The organism is Reticulibacter mediterranei (assembly GCF_016587455.1).
The window spans coordinates 1,797,983-1,813,446 of sequence record NZ_BNJK01000001.1 but is presented as its reverse complement, the minus strand read 5'-3'; the positions used below and the strand labels follow the sequence as shown (position 1 = coordinate 1,813,446).

Below are 15,464 nucleotides of genomic sequence, written 5' to 3'. Positions count from 1 at the left end.
AAGCGGGCGGAGGGCTAGCCATCGGGATCGGGTGCACAGGCACCGGGATCAGACCAGGAAACATGTTCGTTCACCTCCTCTCGTTCCTCTACAGGGATTCGGGAAACGACACATGCTGTTCCCCGAAGACTTGTCTGACGCACACCTACATGTGGGTCAGCCAACTCTACGAGGCCGACTCCCAATATATCTGCTCAGGGATCCTTTGATCCCTCTTGTGCTTGGCACTCCGTTCGGATCGGTTCTTTCCAACCAAGCCCCAGCGCAAGCGCAGGAATGTGGCTTCTACCGAGGAAGGCGAACCGTGCCTTGAGAGGCGCCTTAAGGTAGTTCTATACAACACCTTTGTTATATCCTAGAAAAGGAGAAAATACAGTAGAAAAGAGATAGAAAAGAAGTTGAAGCTGAGTTGGAAATGGATTTGATAGAGAACAAACAAGAGATTTAGTAGAATATATACTATTTTTATATAAAATAAAATTTAATGGATGAATTTAAATATTGCATATTTTATCGATGTAAAATATGTAGAAAGAATTTTAGAGAGGAGCAAGAGAAGTTTTTCCTTCATGTACGAATCACTCACAAAGTAGCTTCTTCATTCGTCAAAGCGAGGATCAGACAGAGTACGATCCTCTGACGCAATAGTGATCTGATACTCTGTAGTGTATTTCTTTTATGCTACTTCCTTTTCTCCACCAACTTTTCACTTTTCTTCAAAGGAGGTTCCAGTTTGAACCATTTTCTTCCTGTCACCTATTGTTTAAGCGATCAGGATGTCGAAGCCTATCTCGCTTCCAAACGAGATGAAGAGGTCATCGGCATTTGTACCGTTCCCTCCTGTTGTTTGATTGCCCGTGCGGTGAAAACGAAATACCCTGATGTCGCGGTTGACGTGTACAACAACACCATTTTCATCTCGACTGCCACTCAAGGGGTTCAGTTAGCACTTACCCCTCAACAGCAGCACATGGTGGAGTGCTTCGATTATGGGACCAAAGCTCACTTTCAGGAGCCAGTTACCAAAGCTGACTTTCTCGCCGCCTGGCAACGTTTCCCCAATAAAAATGCTAGCCCATGTGCGCCAACACCTGAACTAGCAGAGTAACTCGTGCAACCGTTTGTCCCAACAGTTTTCCATACCAGGTTCCTAATGAATGTAGGAACCTGGTGAGTAAGGAGTTACCGCTCCATGATAACACACCCCCTACAGACGGCTGTGTCCTCCCAAACCACTGCTGCACCGCTCTCATGTTCACCGCTCAAGTATCAGCGGCTATTGCGCGGATGGTCGCAGCAAGATGTGGCCGACGAGCTATACAAACGCTGTGCAGCGGAAGGCAAAGCTGACGTTGCCATTTGTGCCAAACTAGTTGGGCGCTGGGAACGTGGCGAAAGCAAACCGCGCCCCATCTATTGCAAACATCTCTGTACTCTCTATGGCCTCACCGCAGCAGATTTGGGCTTGCTTCCTGGTTTGGAGGTGCGGCCATGAACCGCAACAAGCGCACTGGACAGCAGGTGCGAGGTTCCCTGACTTATCAGAAATTGCTGGACACAATGACGCTCGAAGAAGGCCTCGACTGGCTCATCGGAATGAAAGAGCGCCTCGTCGCCAAGCAACAGCGGGAACGGCGCTATCTGGATCGGCGAGCATCGCGTGGAACGCATACCCCAACGGATGATGCGTACGAGCAGGATCAGGCATTAGAGTCAGAATTGTTGGCACTGCTGGATGGTCTTATCGAGCAACTCCAGTGCGATCTGATGGGAGGGCAAGCATGACCACCCTAGAAGATTTCCTTCTCCGCAAAGCGAATACGCCAGCCCCCACGATTGTCTGCTTATGCGGTTCTACCCGTTTTTCACAGGCATTTCAAGAGGCCAATCTGCGTGAGACCCTGGCCGGGCGTATAGTGCTTTCTATTGGCTGTGATACGAAATCGGATCACGATTTGACGCTTGGGCCAGTCGATAAGGATAAACTGGACTTGCTCCACTTCTTCAAAATCGACCTGGCGCACGAGATTCTGGTTCTCAACGTCGGGGGATATGTTGGAGCGTCCACACAACGAGAGATCGCCTACGCAAAGCACATGGGTAAGAAGATCCGCTGGTTAGAACCAGTGACCCAGCAGGAGGTACGGCTATGAATGCCTCCACAATCGACACCTATCACGCCTTTTTACAACACAAGCGAATCATCGCTTCTCCTGCCGGAATAGATATTACCCTGTCTGATATCCACCCGCGCCTCTTCCCTTTTCAGAAGATGCTGGTGCAATGGGCGTTACGCAAAGGTCGAGCCGCGTTGTTTGCCGATACGGGATTGGGGAAATCTGGCATGCAGCTTGAATTTGCGCGTTTGACAGGCCAACGGACGCTGATCCTTGCCCCGCTTTCTGTGGCGCGGCAAACCGTCAGCGAGGCACGCAAGCTCGGGATCGAGGCCCACTATACTAGATCAGGCAAGGATCTAGTAGATGGGATTAACATCACCAACTATGAATTGCTCTCCCATTTCACCCCGGCGGACTTTGGGGCGGTCATTCTCGATGAGTCTTCTATCCTCAAGTCGCTTGATGGGGAGTTGAGAAATCGGCTCATCTCTCTGTTCGCCAGTATTCCCTACCGACTCTGTTGTACCGCAACTCCGGCTCCTAACGATATTATTGAGATTGCCAATCACGCCGAGTTTTTAGGGGTGATGCGTCGAGCGGATCTGCTCGCGTTGTTCTTCACCCACGACTCTGACGTGAGTGCGCATGGCGGGTGGCGGTTGAAGAAACATGCTGAGGAGCCATTTTACCGCTGGATGGCATCCTGGTCCATGAGTGTGAAAACTCCCGCCGATCTGGGCTATGCCCAGCAGGGGTACATCTTGCCTCCTCTGTCTGTGACTCCTCTGTTCGTCGAAACGACCTACCTTCCGTAAGGGGCGCTCTTTGCGACGGGAATAGGGGGGATCACGGACCGCTCTCAGGTTCGCAAGAACACCCTGGAGGAACGTGTGAAGCGGGCCGTTGCGCTGGTCCAGGCCGACAGCGAACAGTGGATACTCTGGTGTGGCCGGAATGATGAAAGCGAGGCACTGACCCGCGCACTCCCCGATGCGATAGAAATCAAAGGCGCAGACTCCCCAGATGCCAAGATGCACGCGATTGAAGCCTTTCAAGCAGGTGCCAAGCGCATCTTCATCACCAAACCTCGTATTGCAGGCTTTGGGATCAATCTCCAGGATTGCCACAAGATGGCCTTTGTGGGTCTCTCCGATAGTTTTGAGGAGTACTACCAATGCATCCGGCGCTGTTGGCGCTTTGGGCAGCAGTATCCAGTACAGGTGTTTGTCGTGCTGTCACAGGTGGAGCAGGGCATTTATACCAACGTATTACGAAAGGAGCGAGAGGCAACCATTATGAATGAACGTCTGGTTGCACAGGTGCAAGCCTACGCACGTGATGAGCTGGAGCAGATCCCTCAACACGATGAGTATCGCACACGCACGATCACAACGGACCAGTATACACTGATGCTTGGCGATAGTTGTGAGCGCTTAGGGGAGCTAGAGGAGGCCTCCGTTGATCTCTCGATCTTCTCGCCACCCTTCCAGAGCCTCTATACCTACAGCCCCAGTGAACGCGATTTGGGCAATAGCCGCAGCATCGACGAATTCTATCACCACTTCAGCTATATTATTGATCACCTGTTGCGTGTGACCAAGACTGGCCGCAACTGCTGTGTGCATGTCCAACAACTGGCCGCAACGCTCATCAGTGATGGCTTCATCGGGTTGAAAGATTTTCGTGGTGAGATCATCGCTGCGTTTCTCAAACGGGGATGGATCTATCATGGCGAGATCTGCATCGACAAGAACCCCCAGGTCCAGGCCATTCGCACGAAATCCAAAGGACTCCTGTTTGTCCAATTGCGCAAAGATGCTTCCTGGATGCGTCCAGGCTTGGCAGACTACATCTTGCTTTTTAGGAAGCCTGGTGAGAATGCCGTTCCGATCATCCCGCAGATTACCAATGAGGAGTGGATACAATGGGCGCACCCGGTCTGGTATCACATCAAAGAGTCGAAAACCTTGAACGCGGCAGAGGGGCGCGATGCCAACGATGAGCGGCATATCTGCCCATTACAACTGGAAACGATTGAGCGGTGTGTGCGCCTATGGAGCAATCCGGGCGAAACCATCTTATCTCCCTTTTGCGGAATCGGGAGTGAAGGGTATGAGGCACTCCGACATGGACGGAAATTTATCGGCATTGAACTGAAGCCATCCTACTTTCAGACGGCCCACAAAAATCTGGAGCGCATCCTTCAGAAAAACACGCAGGCTACTCTGTTTGATTGTGTGAGTGAGAGTGAGGTGACGGCATGATCTATGTCGATACCGTTCGGCACTATCCTTCCTGCAAACTGCTGTACAAATACTGGTGTCATCTGGCAACCGATGGCGATCTGGAAGAATTGCACACCTTCGCTGCCCAGCTGGGCCTCAAACGATCCTGGTTTCAACCGAGTCACTCTGGGCGCTTCCCCCATTATGATCTGGTTCCCTCCAAACGTGAGCTAGCTCTTCAGTTAGGGGCTGTGGCTGTGGACCCCGTTGAGTTGATGCGGGTATGCTATCCCGATACCTGGAAGGTGGTCACTGCTGGCAGCGAAAGGAGCGCGGCTCGTGAATAGTGAGGCCATTCGGTTTTATTGCGGGGTGGGAGAACGCGCCTACAACTATCACTCCGTCTATACTGGTGCCTATGCTTGTGTGTCTCCGGTTTGTGGCACGACGAGGAAAAAAGTGAATCAGGTTGCCATCCCTCCAGGAGTTCGTGTGCTTCAGGATAGCGGTGCTTTTAACGATGCCTGTCTCCTCTTTCGGGGGCAGGCTCGACACCTCTCCCTGCTGACCGAGCAGCGCCTCTCCCTCAAAGATGCCTTGAAGCGACAGGAAGAGCATGCAGAACACTTTGGATATGCCGAACAACTAGAGGCGCGAGCAAGCTATGACGTTCTCATTGACGAAACCTGGATGGAAGGGGAGGCTGGAGAACTGGTACGCACGAAACGACGCTGGAGCGAGGCAGATGCGGCATGGGCCGTCGAGCAAACCGTTGCCGCAGCCGCTTATCTCAATGCCCACCGTAATGGCATCTCTTGTGTGATGAGTGCGCAAGGGGTGAGCGTCGAACAGTATCTCCGCTGTGCTGAGCGCATTCTTCCTTTCATGCGTGAGGACGACATCTTTGGACTCGGTGGCTTCTGCATTTTAGGGCGGATGCCCTCGTTGTTGCCAGCCTATTATGCTATCCTTGCGCGTCTCATTCCCTTTTTGAGCGCTGAGGGAGTCAAGCGCATCCACATCTGGGGCGTCTGTTATGCGCCAGCATTGGGACCGCTCCTCTACCTCTGTGATGCTTATGGCATCCAGGTGTCAACGGATAGTATAGGGCCATCCACCCGCCCGGTGAAGCGCGATCCAAAGACTGGCTATGCTGAATGGGGGTATGCCTCCTGGCACTCTTCCCGCTATGAAGCGCCGCCTGTGCTGGAGAGTTGTAAGATGACGGACCAGCGCGGGGAGAAGGCTCCGATCTGTCCACCAGGAACGCGGTGTCGCGGATTGGAGCGAGCACGGCACATTGCCCTGACCAGCGACTGGCTCGCGCATTTTCGAGAACGAGAGGTCCGTTGGTACACCCCGATCTATCACCAGCATTCCTGGTTAGCCCTTCTGGAAGGGAGCGATGTGGCATGAGCCTCGTGCTACGCCCCTTTCAGAGACGGTTGATCCCCAACGGAAGTGTTCTCATACAGAGCGTTGTGGTCTGGCAGGGGGCGATCACAACGCAGGCTTGCTTCACAACGAGGAAACTTCCTCTAGAACGAAAGGACGCTCACCATGACCACCACATCACTGGCGACTGTATGGAGCGAGCAGACACCATACCATACAGCACTTGAGGCGCTCCAACGATTGCATTGGTCGGTCTTTCCGCTCGATGAGGAGAAGCGGCCACCAGCCTTGCAAGAGTACCACTCAGATGGAACTCCTAAACGGCTAGCCTGGAAGTCATTGCAAAGTCGTCACGTTACGCCTGATGAGCTTCGTCACTGGGATCGTCTCTACGCTCCAAGTGCATGGGCAGTTGTCACAGGGGCGATCAGTGGCGTACTTATTCTCGACTTTGACATCCCTGATGGACAACGGACGAGGGAACGCCTGGGCCTGCAACCTCATGTGCTGACTGGCTCCGGTGGGGCACATGTCTACTTCCGTCATCCTGGTTGGCCTGTGGCGACCTTGAATCATAAAGCGAACCGGCAATTAGGCACACACTGGCCGGGCTTAGATATTCGCGCGGATGGCGGGTATGGTGCATTTTGTGGACGCAACCGCAGTGGTCCCTACATCTGGGTACGAGATCCCATTCCTGATGAAGTAGACCTCTTACCAGAAGACTTACGCGCCTTTCTTGGGTTGCTCCATCCCCCCGAGAGCAAACGGAGGCGTTCTCGCAACACAGCTCCACAGGAAGAACCTGTGCCTCCATCGCCCTCTCCTGCCTCTACATCCCTGGCGCGCACCCTGCTCAAACGTGCCTTACAGCTGGTCAATGACCACGAGGGGCGCAATAATGCAGGTTTCTGGCTCGCCTGCCAGTTGCGCGACAATCACGTGTCGCGTGCGGACGCAGAGAAGGTGATGCGGGCCTATGCCGGTCGTGTTCCTTCCACCAATAGCAAAGGGTTGGAGGAACTCTATCAGGTAGAGGAGGCGCTTGCCAGTCTGGAGAGTGCCTATCGTGAGGAGGCACGCGAGGCCTGGAGCGAGCTTGCAACTCCATCTCCTGACTCTCAAGGCAATGGCGGTGGCGCTGGCCGTCACGATGGCATCCAGACAGCAACCCCAGATGGGCCAGATGGTGGTGATGCGCTTCCTGAAATCATCGTTGGGGTGGCGCAGTTACGTGAGCTGACGGATCTGGCGCTGAATTCTGTGATGCGCAAAGAATATGTCGCTCCATCGCTGTTTCTTCAATCCTCTCGCCTCGTGCGGGTTGGACACAACGAAATGAAGCATCCCATCGTCGCATCGATGGCGACGACCGAAGTGAAGGAAGTCCTCACTCATGCGGCCAACTACTATCGGCTCAAGAAACTACCTGGAACTGACGAGGAGGAATATCGCAAGGTGCCTGTTCCTCCCCCGAAAGACGTGGCAGAGCAAATCCTGGCACGTCAGACGCAATATCCATACTTACCATTTCCTCCCTTGCAAGCCATTGTAGAGACGCCTGTGATCCGGCCTGATGGCTCGATTCTGGACACTCCTGGCTACGATTCAGCAACACGTCTCTACTATGCCCCTCATCCTGAATTGTCTGTGCGCTCGGTGCCTGTTGCCCCAACGAAGGAAGAACAGGAAGCGGCGCTCGCGCTCATCTGGGAGACCATTGGCGAGTTCCCCTATGTTGGTGAGGCAGACCGGGCCAACGCGTTGGGACTGCTGTTGACGCCGATGTTGCGTCCTACCATTCAGCGGCATGTCCCACTAGCCTTATTGGACGCTCCCAAGCCAGGGACCGGGAAAGGGCTGTTCGCGGATGTGGTGTCGATTATCGCCACCGGCGACTGTGCTGCCATTTTAACAGCACCAGACAATGAGGAGGAATGGGATAAGCGTATCACTGCCATGCTCATGCAGGGCCGGACCATCATCTGTATTGATAACCTTGCAGGCCAGCTCCAATCGGCCAAACTGGATGCGGTGCTGACAGCGACGCTCCACGAGGGCCGTATTCTGGGGCAATCGACAATGGTGAAAGTCCCCAATCGGGCGACCTGGATGGCAACAGGCAACAATGTGAAGATCGGCGGCGATCTGGCGCGGCGCTGCTATCGCATTCGTTTCGATCCGCATGTCTCTCGCCCCTGGATGCGGCAAGGCTTCAAGCACGAGGATCTGGCAACCTGGGTAACTGAGCAACGAGGAGCCTTAATCGGTGCGCTCCTGACGCTCGCACGCGCCTGGTATGCCGCCGGTCAACCTGTGGCTGAAGGCCTCCCGGCGTTGGGAACGTTCACCGGCTGGGTCAAAACGGTTGGCTCGATTGTCTCGCATGCAGGGGTCCAGGGCTTCCTCTCGAATTTAGAGCAATTGTATGAAGAAGCTGATGAAGAGTCTGTCCAGTGGGAACAGTTTCTCTCGGGTTGGCGCGATCTGTTTCGTGAGGAATGGATGACGACGCAGCACATTATCGCCCAGCTAGAGCAAGAAGGTGCGGGTAGTGTGTTGGTAGATGCACTTCCTGAAGGACTGGCACTGGCGAGGAAAGACAAACCGCTCAGCTTTGCTATCTGCCTTGGGAAAGCGCTTGAGAGGCAGATTGGCACCTGCTATGGATCGGAGAATATCCACCTGGAACGCAAACTCGATACCCATAAAAAACGCAAAGTGTGGCGAGTTGTTGCGGGTAGTGCGGGTAGTAATACCCCCGCGCACGGAAAAAATTCTGAAATTTTTTCTGACCAAAATAAAAATAATAATAGTAATGATAGGGACCACTACCCGCACTACCCGCAACCCTCCAATACCACTTTTACCTCAAATGGCTCTACAGGCCAATCGAAGCTCGATGGAGGATGCGATGAATCGTCACAAGCACTACCCGCAACGGACCAACTACCCGCACATGAAAATGAAAGTGAGGAATTTACCCTATGATCTCCCCTGAAACCACTAACCCTGATCTGGCTGAGACACTTGCGCTCTTAGAGGGGATTGGGGCCAGCTGTACACCTGATCCTGATGGCAAACAGTTGCATGTCAAAGCACCACGAGGGGCGATGACAGCAGAACTCCAGGAGCGCATTCGCCAGTGCAAGCCAGCGCTGCTCGCTCATTTTGCGAGCCAGACGAGCGAACGCTGCTGTCAGTGTGAGGCGCTTGTTGAATACTACGATAGTCGCGGCCAGCCGTTTTGTAAGGCGCACCGCTATCAATCCGCGCAGCAACACTGTGCGGCAACCCCAGGACTGGTCAGAATTACCCAGTCCTCTTTTTTTACTCAGGATGTGGCCGAGGTGAGGGAGGCGCTGAGAGCTGAGGGCGGTCCCGCAGCCCTGGACCTGGAGACGACCGGACTGCATCCAAAGAGGGATCGTGTGGTTGCCATCCTCCTGGGAGTTCCAGGGAAGGTCTCGATCCTGGACCTGCGTCCGTATTATAGCTTGCCTGAAGAGGTGCAGGTTGCATGGCGTGAGAGCCTTGTTGCACTCCTCATGTCCTCAAACGTCGTATGGATCGGCCATAATCTCAAATTTGATTGGCAGTTTTTAGCGGCCCATTTCGGCGTGAAGCTCTCCCGCGTCTATGACACTATGCTGGCGGAGCAGCTGGTACATGGTGTCGGCTTGCATGATCCTGCACTCTCCGTGAGTTTGCAAAAGACAGCGGCACGCTATGAGATTGCCGTGACGAAAGAGCAGCGAGCCTGGTTTCCCGGCCTGGAGAAGCGGCCCCAGGAATGGCAAGCTCCCTTTCCCCCAGAGCAATTGACGTATATGGTGCAGGATGTAGAAGTGGCCTATCGCCTCTATACGTTGCAACAGGCAAAACTGCGCGCGCACCATCTAGAGACTGTGGCAGCTCTGGAAAACGAGGCGCTCCCGGCACTGGCCGCGATGGAACTGCAAGGCGTTTGCATTGATACCACCCGTTGGCGTGAGATCCTCAAACGGAAGCAGCTGCGGCAAGAAGGGTTTGGGCAACATGTACGAGCATTCTTAGGCCAGGCACTTCAGACGGCCTATGATGCCTATCAAGGGGCGCAACGTGCGGAAGAAAAACGCTTGATGCAGGCTTATCAGAGCGCTGCGGGCAAGCAGACGTGGCAGGCATTTAGAAAAGCGGGTCTCTCGAGATGGCAGAAGACGCACCCGCCAGTGCCAGCGCCGCCGAAAGCAGGGATCAATCTTGCCTCGTCTGCCCAGCTACAAGCCGCCCTGGTTGCGGCAGGTATTCAGGTCTCCTCGACCCGCGAGGCTGAATTGGAATGCTACGTGCAGGCCCATCCCATTATCGCCAAGCTGATGGAGTGGCGCAAGTTAGAGAAGTTCAGAAGCGCGTTCGGGGAAAACATCCTCACGAAAGTCGAAGCAGACGGCAGATTGCGAACTGAGTATGCACAGATTGGCGCGGTCTCTGGCCGCATCATTTGCAGCCACCCCAACTTGCAGCAGATTCCTGCCAAAGAAACGAACGAGGAAGAGAACCTGCGCAGTTGTTTTGTGGCCCCGGAAGGCTCGCTCATCCTCAAGGCGGACTTGAGTAACATCGAGTTACGTATCCTGGCGGAGGTGGCCCATGATCCAGTGATGCTGCGCCTGTTTGCAGAAGGGCGCGATCTGCATGCAGAGACCGCGAAGATGATGTTTGACTTGCCGCCGGAAACGGACACCAAGAAACATCTCTACAAAGGGGGCATCTCCGCACGAGCCGTTGCCAAGACGATTAACTTTGGCCTCGCCTATGGCATGGGGGCGCAGGGGCTTGCTAATCGTATCGGATGCTCTGTTGAGGATGCGAAAGAGTTGGTCAAAGCCTACTTTGCCACCTATGCAGGCATTGCCACCTGGCTTCGTCAGGCGGGGCAACAGGCCAAGCAACATGGCTATGCGGTGACGATGGCCGGGCGAAGGCGCTGGTTCGATTTTGATCTCGATGAATACGGCAATATGGAGCGATCCGCGAAAAATCACCCGATTCAGGGCACGAACGCCGATATTCTCAAATGTGCATTAGCCCTGCTCTATGAGGAGTTGCCAGAGGGAGCCTCGCTCATCCTGGCCGTGCATGATGAACTGGTCATTGAATGCCCAGAGGCGTTGGTTCCCCAGGTAGAAGCATTGATGAAAGAAAAAATGGTGCAGGCTTGCCGCCAGTTCCTCAAGATCGTACATATTCCCGCTCCTGATGTGATTGTCGCCCCGTACTGGAAAAAAGACGATTAAGATCCTCGCTTGTCACGCTCCTATCGGTTCATCCCCTCAGAAGATGAACCGGGTTGCTTCAAAGGGAAACCAATGAACACGTTACGGTTGCTATCCATTTGTTCTGGGATTGGCGGTGCAGATTTAGCTGCTGAGTGGACTGGAGGCATAGAGGTTGTTGGTCAGGTCGAGATCGATCCCTTTTGTCGAGCGGTCCTTTCAAAGCATTGGCCGCACGTGAAGCGTCTACATGATATCAAGGAAGTCCAGGGTGATGAATTTGGAAACATTGACCTTGTGGTCGCAGGAATCCCTTGCCAACCTTTCAGCAATGCCGGGAAGCAGCGCGGCACGGCTGATGACCGTTACCTCTGGCCGGAGCTGTTCCGCATTGTACGACGATGCCAGCCCCGTTGGGTGGTTATCGAGAACGTTGATGACTTTACCTATCTGGCGCTCGACATCGTACAGGCTGATCTGGAAAGTGAAAGTTACGCCGTGCAAGCGTTTGTACTTCCGGCTTGCGCCGTCGATGCCCCGCACATCCGAGAGCGCTGCTTTGTTGTGGCGCACTCCGACCGGTTCAGAGAGTGCAGGCAGACAAGCAACAGCACCAACCGGCAGCGCAGTGCGCTTGAGCCAGCAAGTGTTTGCCAATGGGAAGATAGAGCGGCGCATGTGGCCGACGCCAGTTGCCAGAGATCATCATCCAAGTGGAACGGGGGGAATGCCAGGACATACGACGCAGCTTGCGCATGCAGTGAAGATGTGGCCGACTCCGAATACGGGAGACGCCAAAGGGGGAGCGAGTACGAAGAACCATCAGGTACAGTTGTGCTATGTGGCAGCTCCACAACCGGGATCTCACCTCAATCCCGAATGGGTCGAGTGTTTGATGGGGGTTCTGCCCGGTTGGACAGCATGTGCTGGCCTTCCCCACCTGGACAGGGCCAGCAGGAGTGGGAACCCTCCCGCACCATCACTGGACGATACCGCGCCCGAAGTCAACGTCTAAGAGCACTGGGCAACGCCATTGTCCCACAGCAGATTTATCCCATCTTTCAAGGCATTGTGGAATGGGAAAGGGCGTGAGTATGGGATCATTTTATTGGGATCAAGATCTGACCGCAACTGATAGTTTTGCGGGAGCTGGAGGCCTCTCCTGTGGGCTGGAGCGCGCAGGAGCCTCGCTTCAGTTTGCTGTCAACCACGACGAACGTAGTATCGCCACCTATCGTCGCAATTTCCCCCACGCGGATGTGCGGTGCGCCTGGTTAGAAACGATTGATTGGAAAACGACGCCAGATACTCTCATCAAGGTCGGAGGACCAGAGTGTACTAATCATTCACGAGCGAAAGGAGAAAAGAGAAGAGATCGGAGGCAGTTGCGTTTACCAGGATGGACTGATCACGATAGCAAACCTGAAGCTGAGAAATCCAGGGCTTCTATGTGGCAAGTCTATCGGGCGGCAAAAGCGAAGGCTGACAAGCATATGCCTTATCACAGCATGATTTTTGAGAATGTGCCAGAGGTTGCGGAGTGGAGCGGATACCTCGACTGGTTACAGCACATGCTCACGCTTAGCGATGAAGAACCCGCGCATCGCCACTATGAACATCAGATCCTCTCTGTCAATGCTATGCATTTTGGCGTTCCTCAGTGCCGCGATAGGTGGATCGCCGTGTTCTGGCCGAAGGGCGCTAGGAAACCTGACTTGAACTTCCGTCCACCAGCTTTCTGTTGGTCTTGCAAGCAGGACATTGCAGCCGTGCAATGCTGGAAGAACCCGACAAAAAAGACCGGGCGATATGACTATCGATTGCGAGGGCAGTATACCTACAATTGCCCTCGCTGCTCCAGGCGCGTGCAACCCTACTACCGTTGTGCAGCCGAGGTGATTGATTTCTCGGATCGTGGCATCCCGATTGGGGAGCGCCTCGCAAGTCGGCTCCCCACGTTGAAACCAGCGACAATGCAACGCATTGCCGACGGCATCAATCAATTTTTTCGACGTCCTTCCCTACCTCCATCAGAGGCACGGGAAGTGCCACGCATCGACGGAATAGCTCCCTTCTGGATCACCTACTACTCCAACGGCAAGCCCTATTCCATCTACGAACCATTTTGTACGTTTTCAACCCGTGAGCGTTGCGGCCTCGTTTTCCCTCCTGATGACGGCTCGCTCGATATTCACAAGTGTTCGTTCAGAATGCTCAACGAGCGCGAGATCAAAGCCGGGAGTGGATTGCCGCCACAGTATGAAATTGTTGCGGACTCCAAAGATGAAGTTACGAGGCAATGTGGCCATATGGTCCCACCTCCGCTGGCGCAATGGGTAGCGAGTCGGGTGATTGCCGCTATGTGAAGGGAATGCAGATCATGAAAGCACTGGTCGTCAATTGTTCTGCTCGAAGTACTTCAGGAGAGCGACTGTATAATCTTGGGGCGCAGAAGTTGAAAGACTGGCTCTGGTGTCAAGGCTATTGCGTTACGTATGTTGATGGAGATCCTGGGATGTGGGAACTGGATGCGGATCTGGTCGCCCTCTCAGTGATTTTCAGTTGGCATGCTCCTCTTGCACGAGAAATTGCGCTACGTATGAAGAATCGAGCAGAGGTATGGTGTGGTGGCCCTGGCATGTTTGCTTTGGCCTCCTGGTGGCGCAAAGAAACCTGCCTGGAAACAGTGCGGGGGCTTGATGACCGCTTCGATAAGCAGCGCGGTCGTTATGATATGACGTTTGCCTCTCGTGGGTGTCCTGTCAATTGTAGCTTTTGTATTGTTCCACGTCTTGAAGGGACGCATTTCACCTTTGATCCAGATTTTATCCCGGCTCCCAAATTATGTGACAACAACTTGAGTGCGTTACCGGCTGATTATCAGGACCACATTATAGAGCGGTATCGGGCGTATCATCAACCGTTGGTGGATGCGAATAGTGGATTTGAACCTCGCTACTTCACTGAAGAAACCTACCAACGCTGGAAACCGCTCCTCGACGAGACTCGCGCGTATTGGCGTTTTGCGCTCGATGAAACGCGAGAGCTTGAGGATGTTCGTTGCATGATGACCATCCTCAAAGAAGTTTCCCCATCACGAAAACGTGTTTATTGTTTGGTCGGCAATGAACCCATCCAGGCGTGCTATGAGCGCGCCATGAAGATCATTGAATGGGGAGGCGAACCCTTCTGTCAATTTCTTCTCCCACTCAACTGGCTGGGAGATGCTAAGAAAGTGAAATCGCGTTATGACTGGACTTCATACCAGCAAGGACGCGACTTCTGCCGCTACTTTAACCGCTATGGCTGGCGGTCTTATCCGATCTGGCACTACCAAAATCGCAAAAACGAGCCGCCTCCATTCGCCTTTCTCTGCCCGAAAACATGGCAGGGGTGATATTGTCACTTCCTCTCATTGCGCATTCACTTCATCTTTCCGTTCGTCAAGGAGAATCCTGTGTGATGAATCAAAGCAACCAGATGAAAATATACCCCTGTGGCTACAGTAGCGATGCTGCTCTGATTATGCATTTGATGCAGAGCCATCCCCGAATGTTACTGATCGATACACGCCATACGCCATTCTCACGGATAACTGCCTGGAACGAGCCAACGCTGAGGGCCACCTATGGAGAACGTTACCGCTGGGCGGGCAAGTTTCTGGGCAACCAGAATCACACGACTGGAGGCCCGATCAGTCTGGTGGATGCGGATACCGGAATCCGAGGGCTGGTCCGCTATCTGCAAGAAGGCCACCCGCTCATACTGCTTTGTGGGTGCCGTGAATATGGCATGTGCCATCGAAGCGCGATCGTCGCTCTCTTGCAAAAAACGCTTCCAATGGTGCAAGTGATCATGCCAGATGCGCTGCCACAACTGGAGTGTGTACAGTGCATCAGCATTCGGCAACCCTGGGCCTGGATACTTACTCATCCAGAGGTGGTGCAGGCCTGTGGTATTCCTCCCAAAGAGGTAGAAAATCGTGAGTGGTTCACCCGCTATCGTGGTCCGCTCTATCTGCATGCTGGCTCGCAGGTCGATGACAGTCTCTTTGATACAGCGGGGCAGCTCGATCACTGGTACTGGCAACGGTGCTTTGGCGCACGTGGGGGACAACTGGCCCGCCAGATGCCACAAACGAGCGCAGAGTACTCACGCAAGGCCATTGTGGGCAAGGCGGAACTGGTCAATGTCGTCAAGGCGCACAATAGTCCCTGGTTTGTGGGGCGCTATGGGTTGGCGCTTGAGCAGATTCAGCCCTTTGGTCCCGTTCTAAACTATCCCGGAGCGCAGAAACTGTTTGCGATACCAAAGATGGTCATAGAACAGTAACAATCTCACTCGCACGAGGAAAAGGGCGCAGGACTGAAACAATCTCACCTGGTCAACTCCCTGCCTGCAATCCTCATCCCTCTCACTTGCCATCTCACCCCCTCTTTGAGAGATCTCCTTTTTAGATTGTATTC

The 15,464-nt window shown here is 53.9% G+C and carries 14 protein-coding genes; all 14 read left to right on the top strand.

Annotated elements, in window-relative coordinates:
* The first annotated feature begins 733 nt into the window (after window positions 1-733).
* The 14 genes from K3T83_RS07885 to K3T83_RS07820 all read left to right on the top strand — a co-directional run bounded on the left by K3T83_RS07885 (window position 734) and on the right by K3T83_RS07820 (window position 15,330).
* Entirely contained in the window at window positions 734-1,108 is a 375-nt protein-coding gene (locus K3T83_RS07885; protein ID WP_220202423.1) for a hypothetical protein, read from the top strand.
* Between the two features lie 84 nt (window positions 1,109-1,192).
* Window positions 1,193-1,495, top strand: coding sequence for a helix-turn-helix transcriptional regulator (locus K3T83_RS07880; RefSeq protein WP_220202422.1), 303 nt, complete (start codon window positions 1,193-1,195; stop codon window positions 1,493-1,495).
* Complete coding sequence (locus tag K3T83_RS07875; RefSeq protein WP_220202421.1) at window positions 1,492-1,785, top strand: hypothetical protein; 294 nt, start codon at window positions 1,492-1,494, stop codon at window positions 1,783-1,785. The genes K3T83_RS07880 and K3T83_RS07875 overlap by 4 nt, the downstream gene beginning before the upstream one ends.
* Window positions 1,782-2,153 carry a hypothetical protein gene (locus K3T83_RS07870; RefSeq protein WP_220202420.1) on the top strand — a complete coding sequence of 124 codons (372 nt, stop codon included), beginning with the start codon at window positions 1,782-1,784 and terminating at the stop codon, window positions 2,151-2,153. The genes K3T83_RS07875 and K3T83_RS07870 overlap by 4 nt, the downstream gene beginning before the upstream one ends.
* Complete coding sequence (locus K3T83_RS07865) at window positions 2,150-2,935, top strand: DEAD/DEAH box helicase family protein (RefSeq protein WP_220202419.1); 786 nt, start codon at window positions 2,150-2,152, stop codon at window positions 2,933-2,935. The genes K3T83_RS07870 and K3T83_RS07865 overlap by 4 nt, the downstream gene beginning before the upstream one ends.
* Before the next feature lie 75 nt (window positions 2,936-3,010).
* Window positions 3,011-4,384 (top strand): DNA methyltransferase, encoded by a 1,374-nt coding sequence (locus K3T83_RS07860; protein WP_220202418.1) that lies wholly within the window; start codon window positions 3,011-3,013, stop codon window positions 4,382-4,384.
* Window positions 4,381-4,692 carry a DUF4031 domain-containing protein gene (locus tag K3T83_RS07855; RefSeq protein ID WP_220202417.1) on the top strand — a complete coding sequence of 104 codons (312 nt, stop codon included), beginning with the start codon at window positions 4,381-4,383 and terminating at the stop codon, window positions 4,690-4,692. Before K3T83_RS07860 ends, K3T83_RS07855 begins: the two co-directional genes overlap by 4 nt.
* The gene (locus tag K3T83_RS07850) at window positions 4,685-5,761 is read left to right on the top strand and encodes a hypothetical protein (RefSeq protein WP_220202416.1); all 1,077 of its coding nucleotides are present in this window, start codon (window positions 4,685-4,687) and stop codon (window positions 5,759-5,761) included. The genes K3T83_RS07855 and K3T83_RS07850 overlap by 8 nt, the downstream gene beginning before the upstream one ends.
* A gap of 144 nt (window positions 5,762-5,905) precedes the next feature.
* Window positions 5,906-8,731 carry a bifunctional DNA primase/polymerase gene (locus K3T83_RS07845; RefSeq protein ID WP_220202415.1) on the top strand — a complete coding sequence of 942 codons (2,826 nt, stop codon included), beginning with the start codon at window positions 5,906-5,908 and terminating at the stop codon, window positions 8,729-8,731.
* Complete coding sequence (locus K3T83_RS07840; RefSeq protein ID WP_220202414.1) at window positions 8,728-11,019, top strand: DNA polymerase; 2,292 nt, start codon at window positions 8,728-8,730, stop codon at window positions 11,017-11,019. Before K3T83_RS07845 ends, K3T83_RS07840 begins: the two co-directional genes overlap by 4 nt.
* A gap of 72 nt (window positions 11,020-11,091) precedes the next feature.
* Window positions 11,092-12,090 carry a DNA cytosine methyltransferase gene (locus K3T83_RS07835; protein WP_220202413.1) on the top strand — a complete coding sequence of 333 codons (999 nt, stop codon included), beginning with the start codon at window positions 11,092-11,094 and terminating at the stop codon, window positions 12,088-12,090.
* Between the two features lie 2 nt (window positions 12,091-12,092).
* Window positions 12,093-13,364, top strand: a complete 1,272-nt coding sequence (locus tag K3T83_RS07830) for a DNA cytosine methyltransferase (protein WP_220202412.1) — start codon at window positions 12,093-12,095, stop codon at window positions 13,362-13,364.
* Window positions 13,298-14,395 carry a radical SAM protein gene (locus K3T83_RS07825; RefSeq protein ID WP_220208376.1) on the top strand — a complete coding sequence of 366 codons (1,098 nt, stop codon included), beginning with the start codon at window positions 13,298-13,300 and terminating at the stop codon, window positions 14,393-14,395. The genes K3T83_RS07830 and K3T83_RS07825 overlap by 67 nt, the downstream gene beginning before the upstream one ends.
* Before the next feature lie 62 nt (window positions 14,396-14,457).
* Window positions 14,458-15,330: an ASCH domain-containing protein gene (locus K3T83_RS07820; RefSeq protein ID WP_220202411.1), complete on the top strand. Its 873-nt coding sequence runs from the start codon at window positions 14,458-14,460 to the stop codon at window positions 15,328-15,330.
* Window positions 15,331-15,464 lie beyond the last annotated feature (134 nt).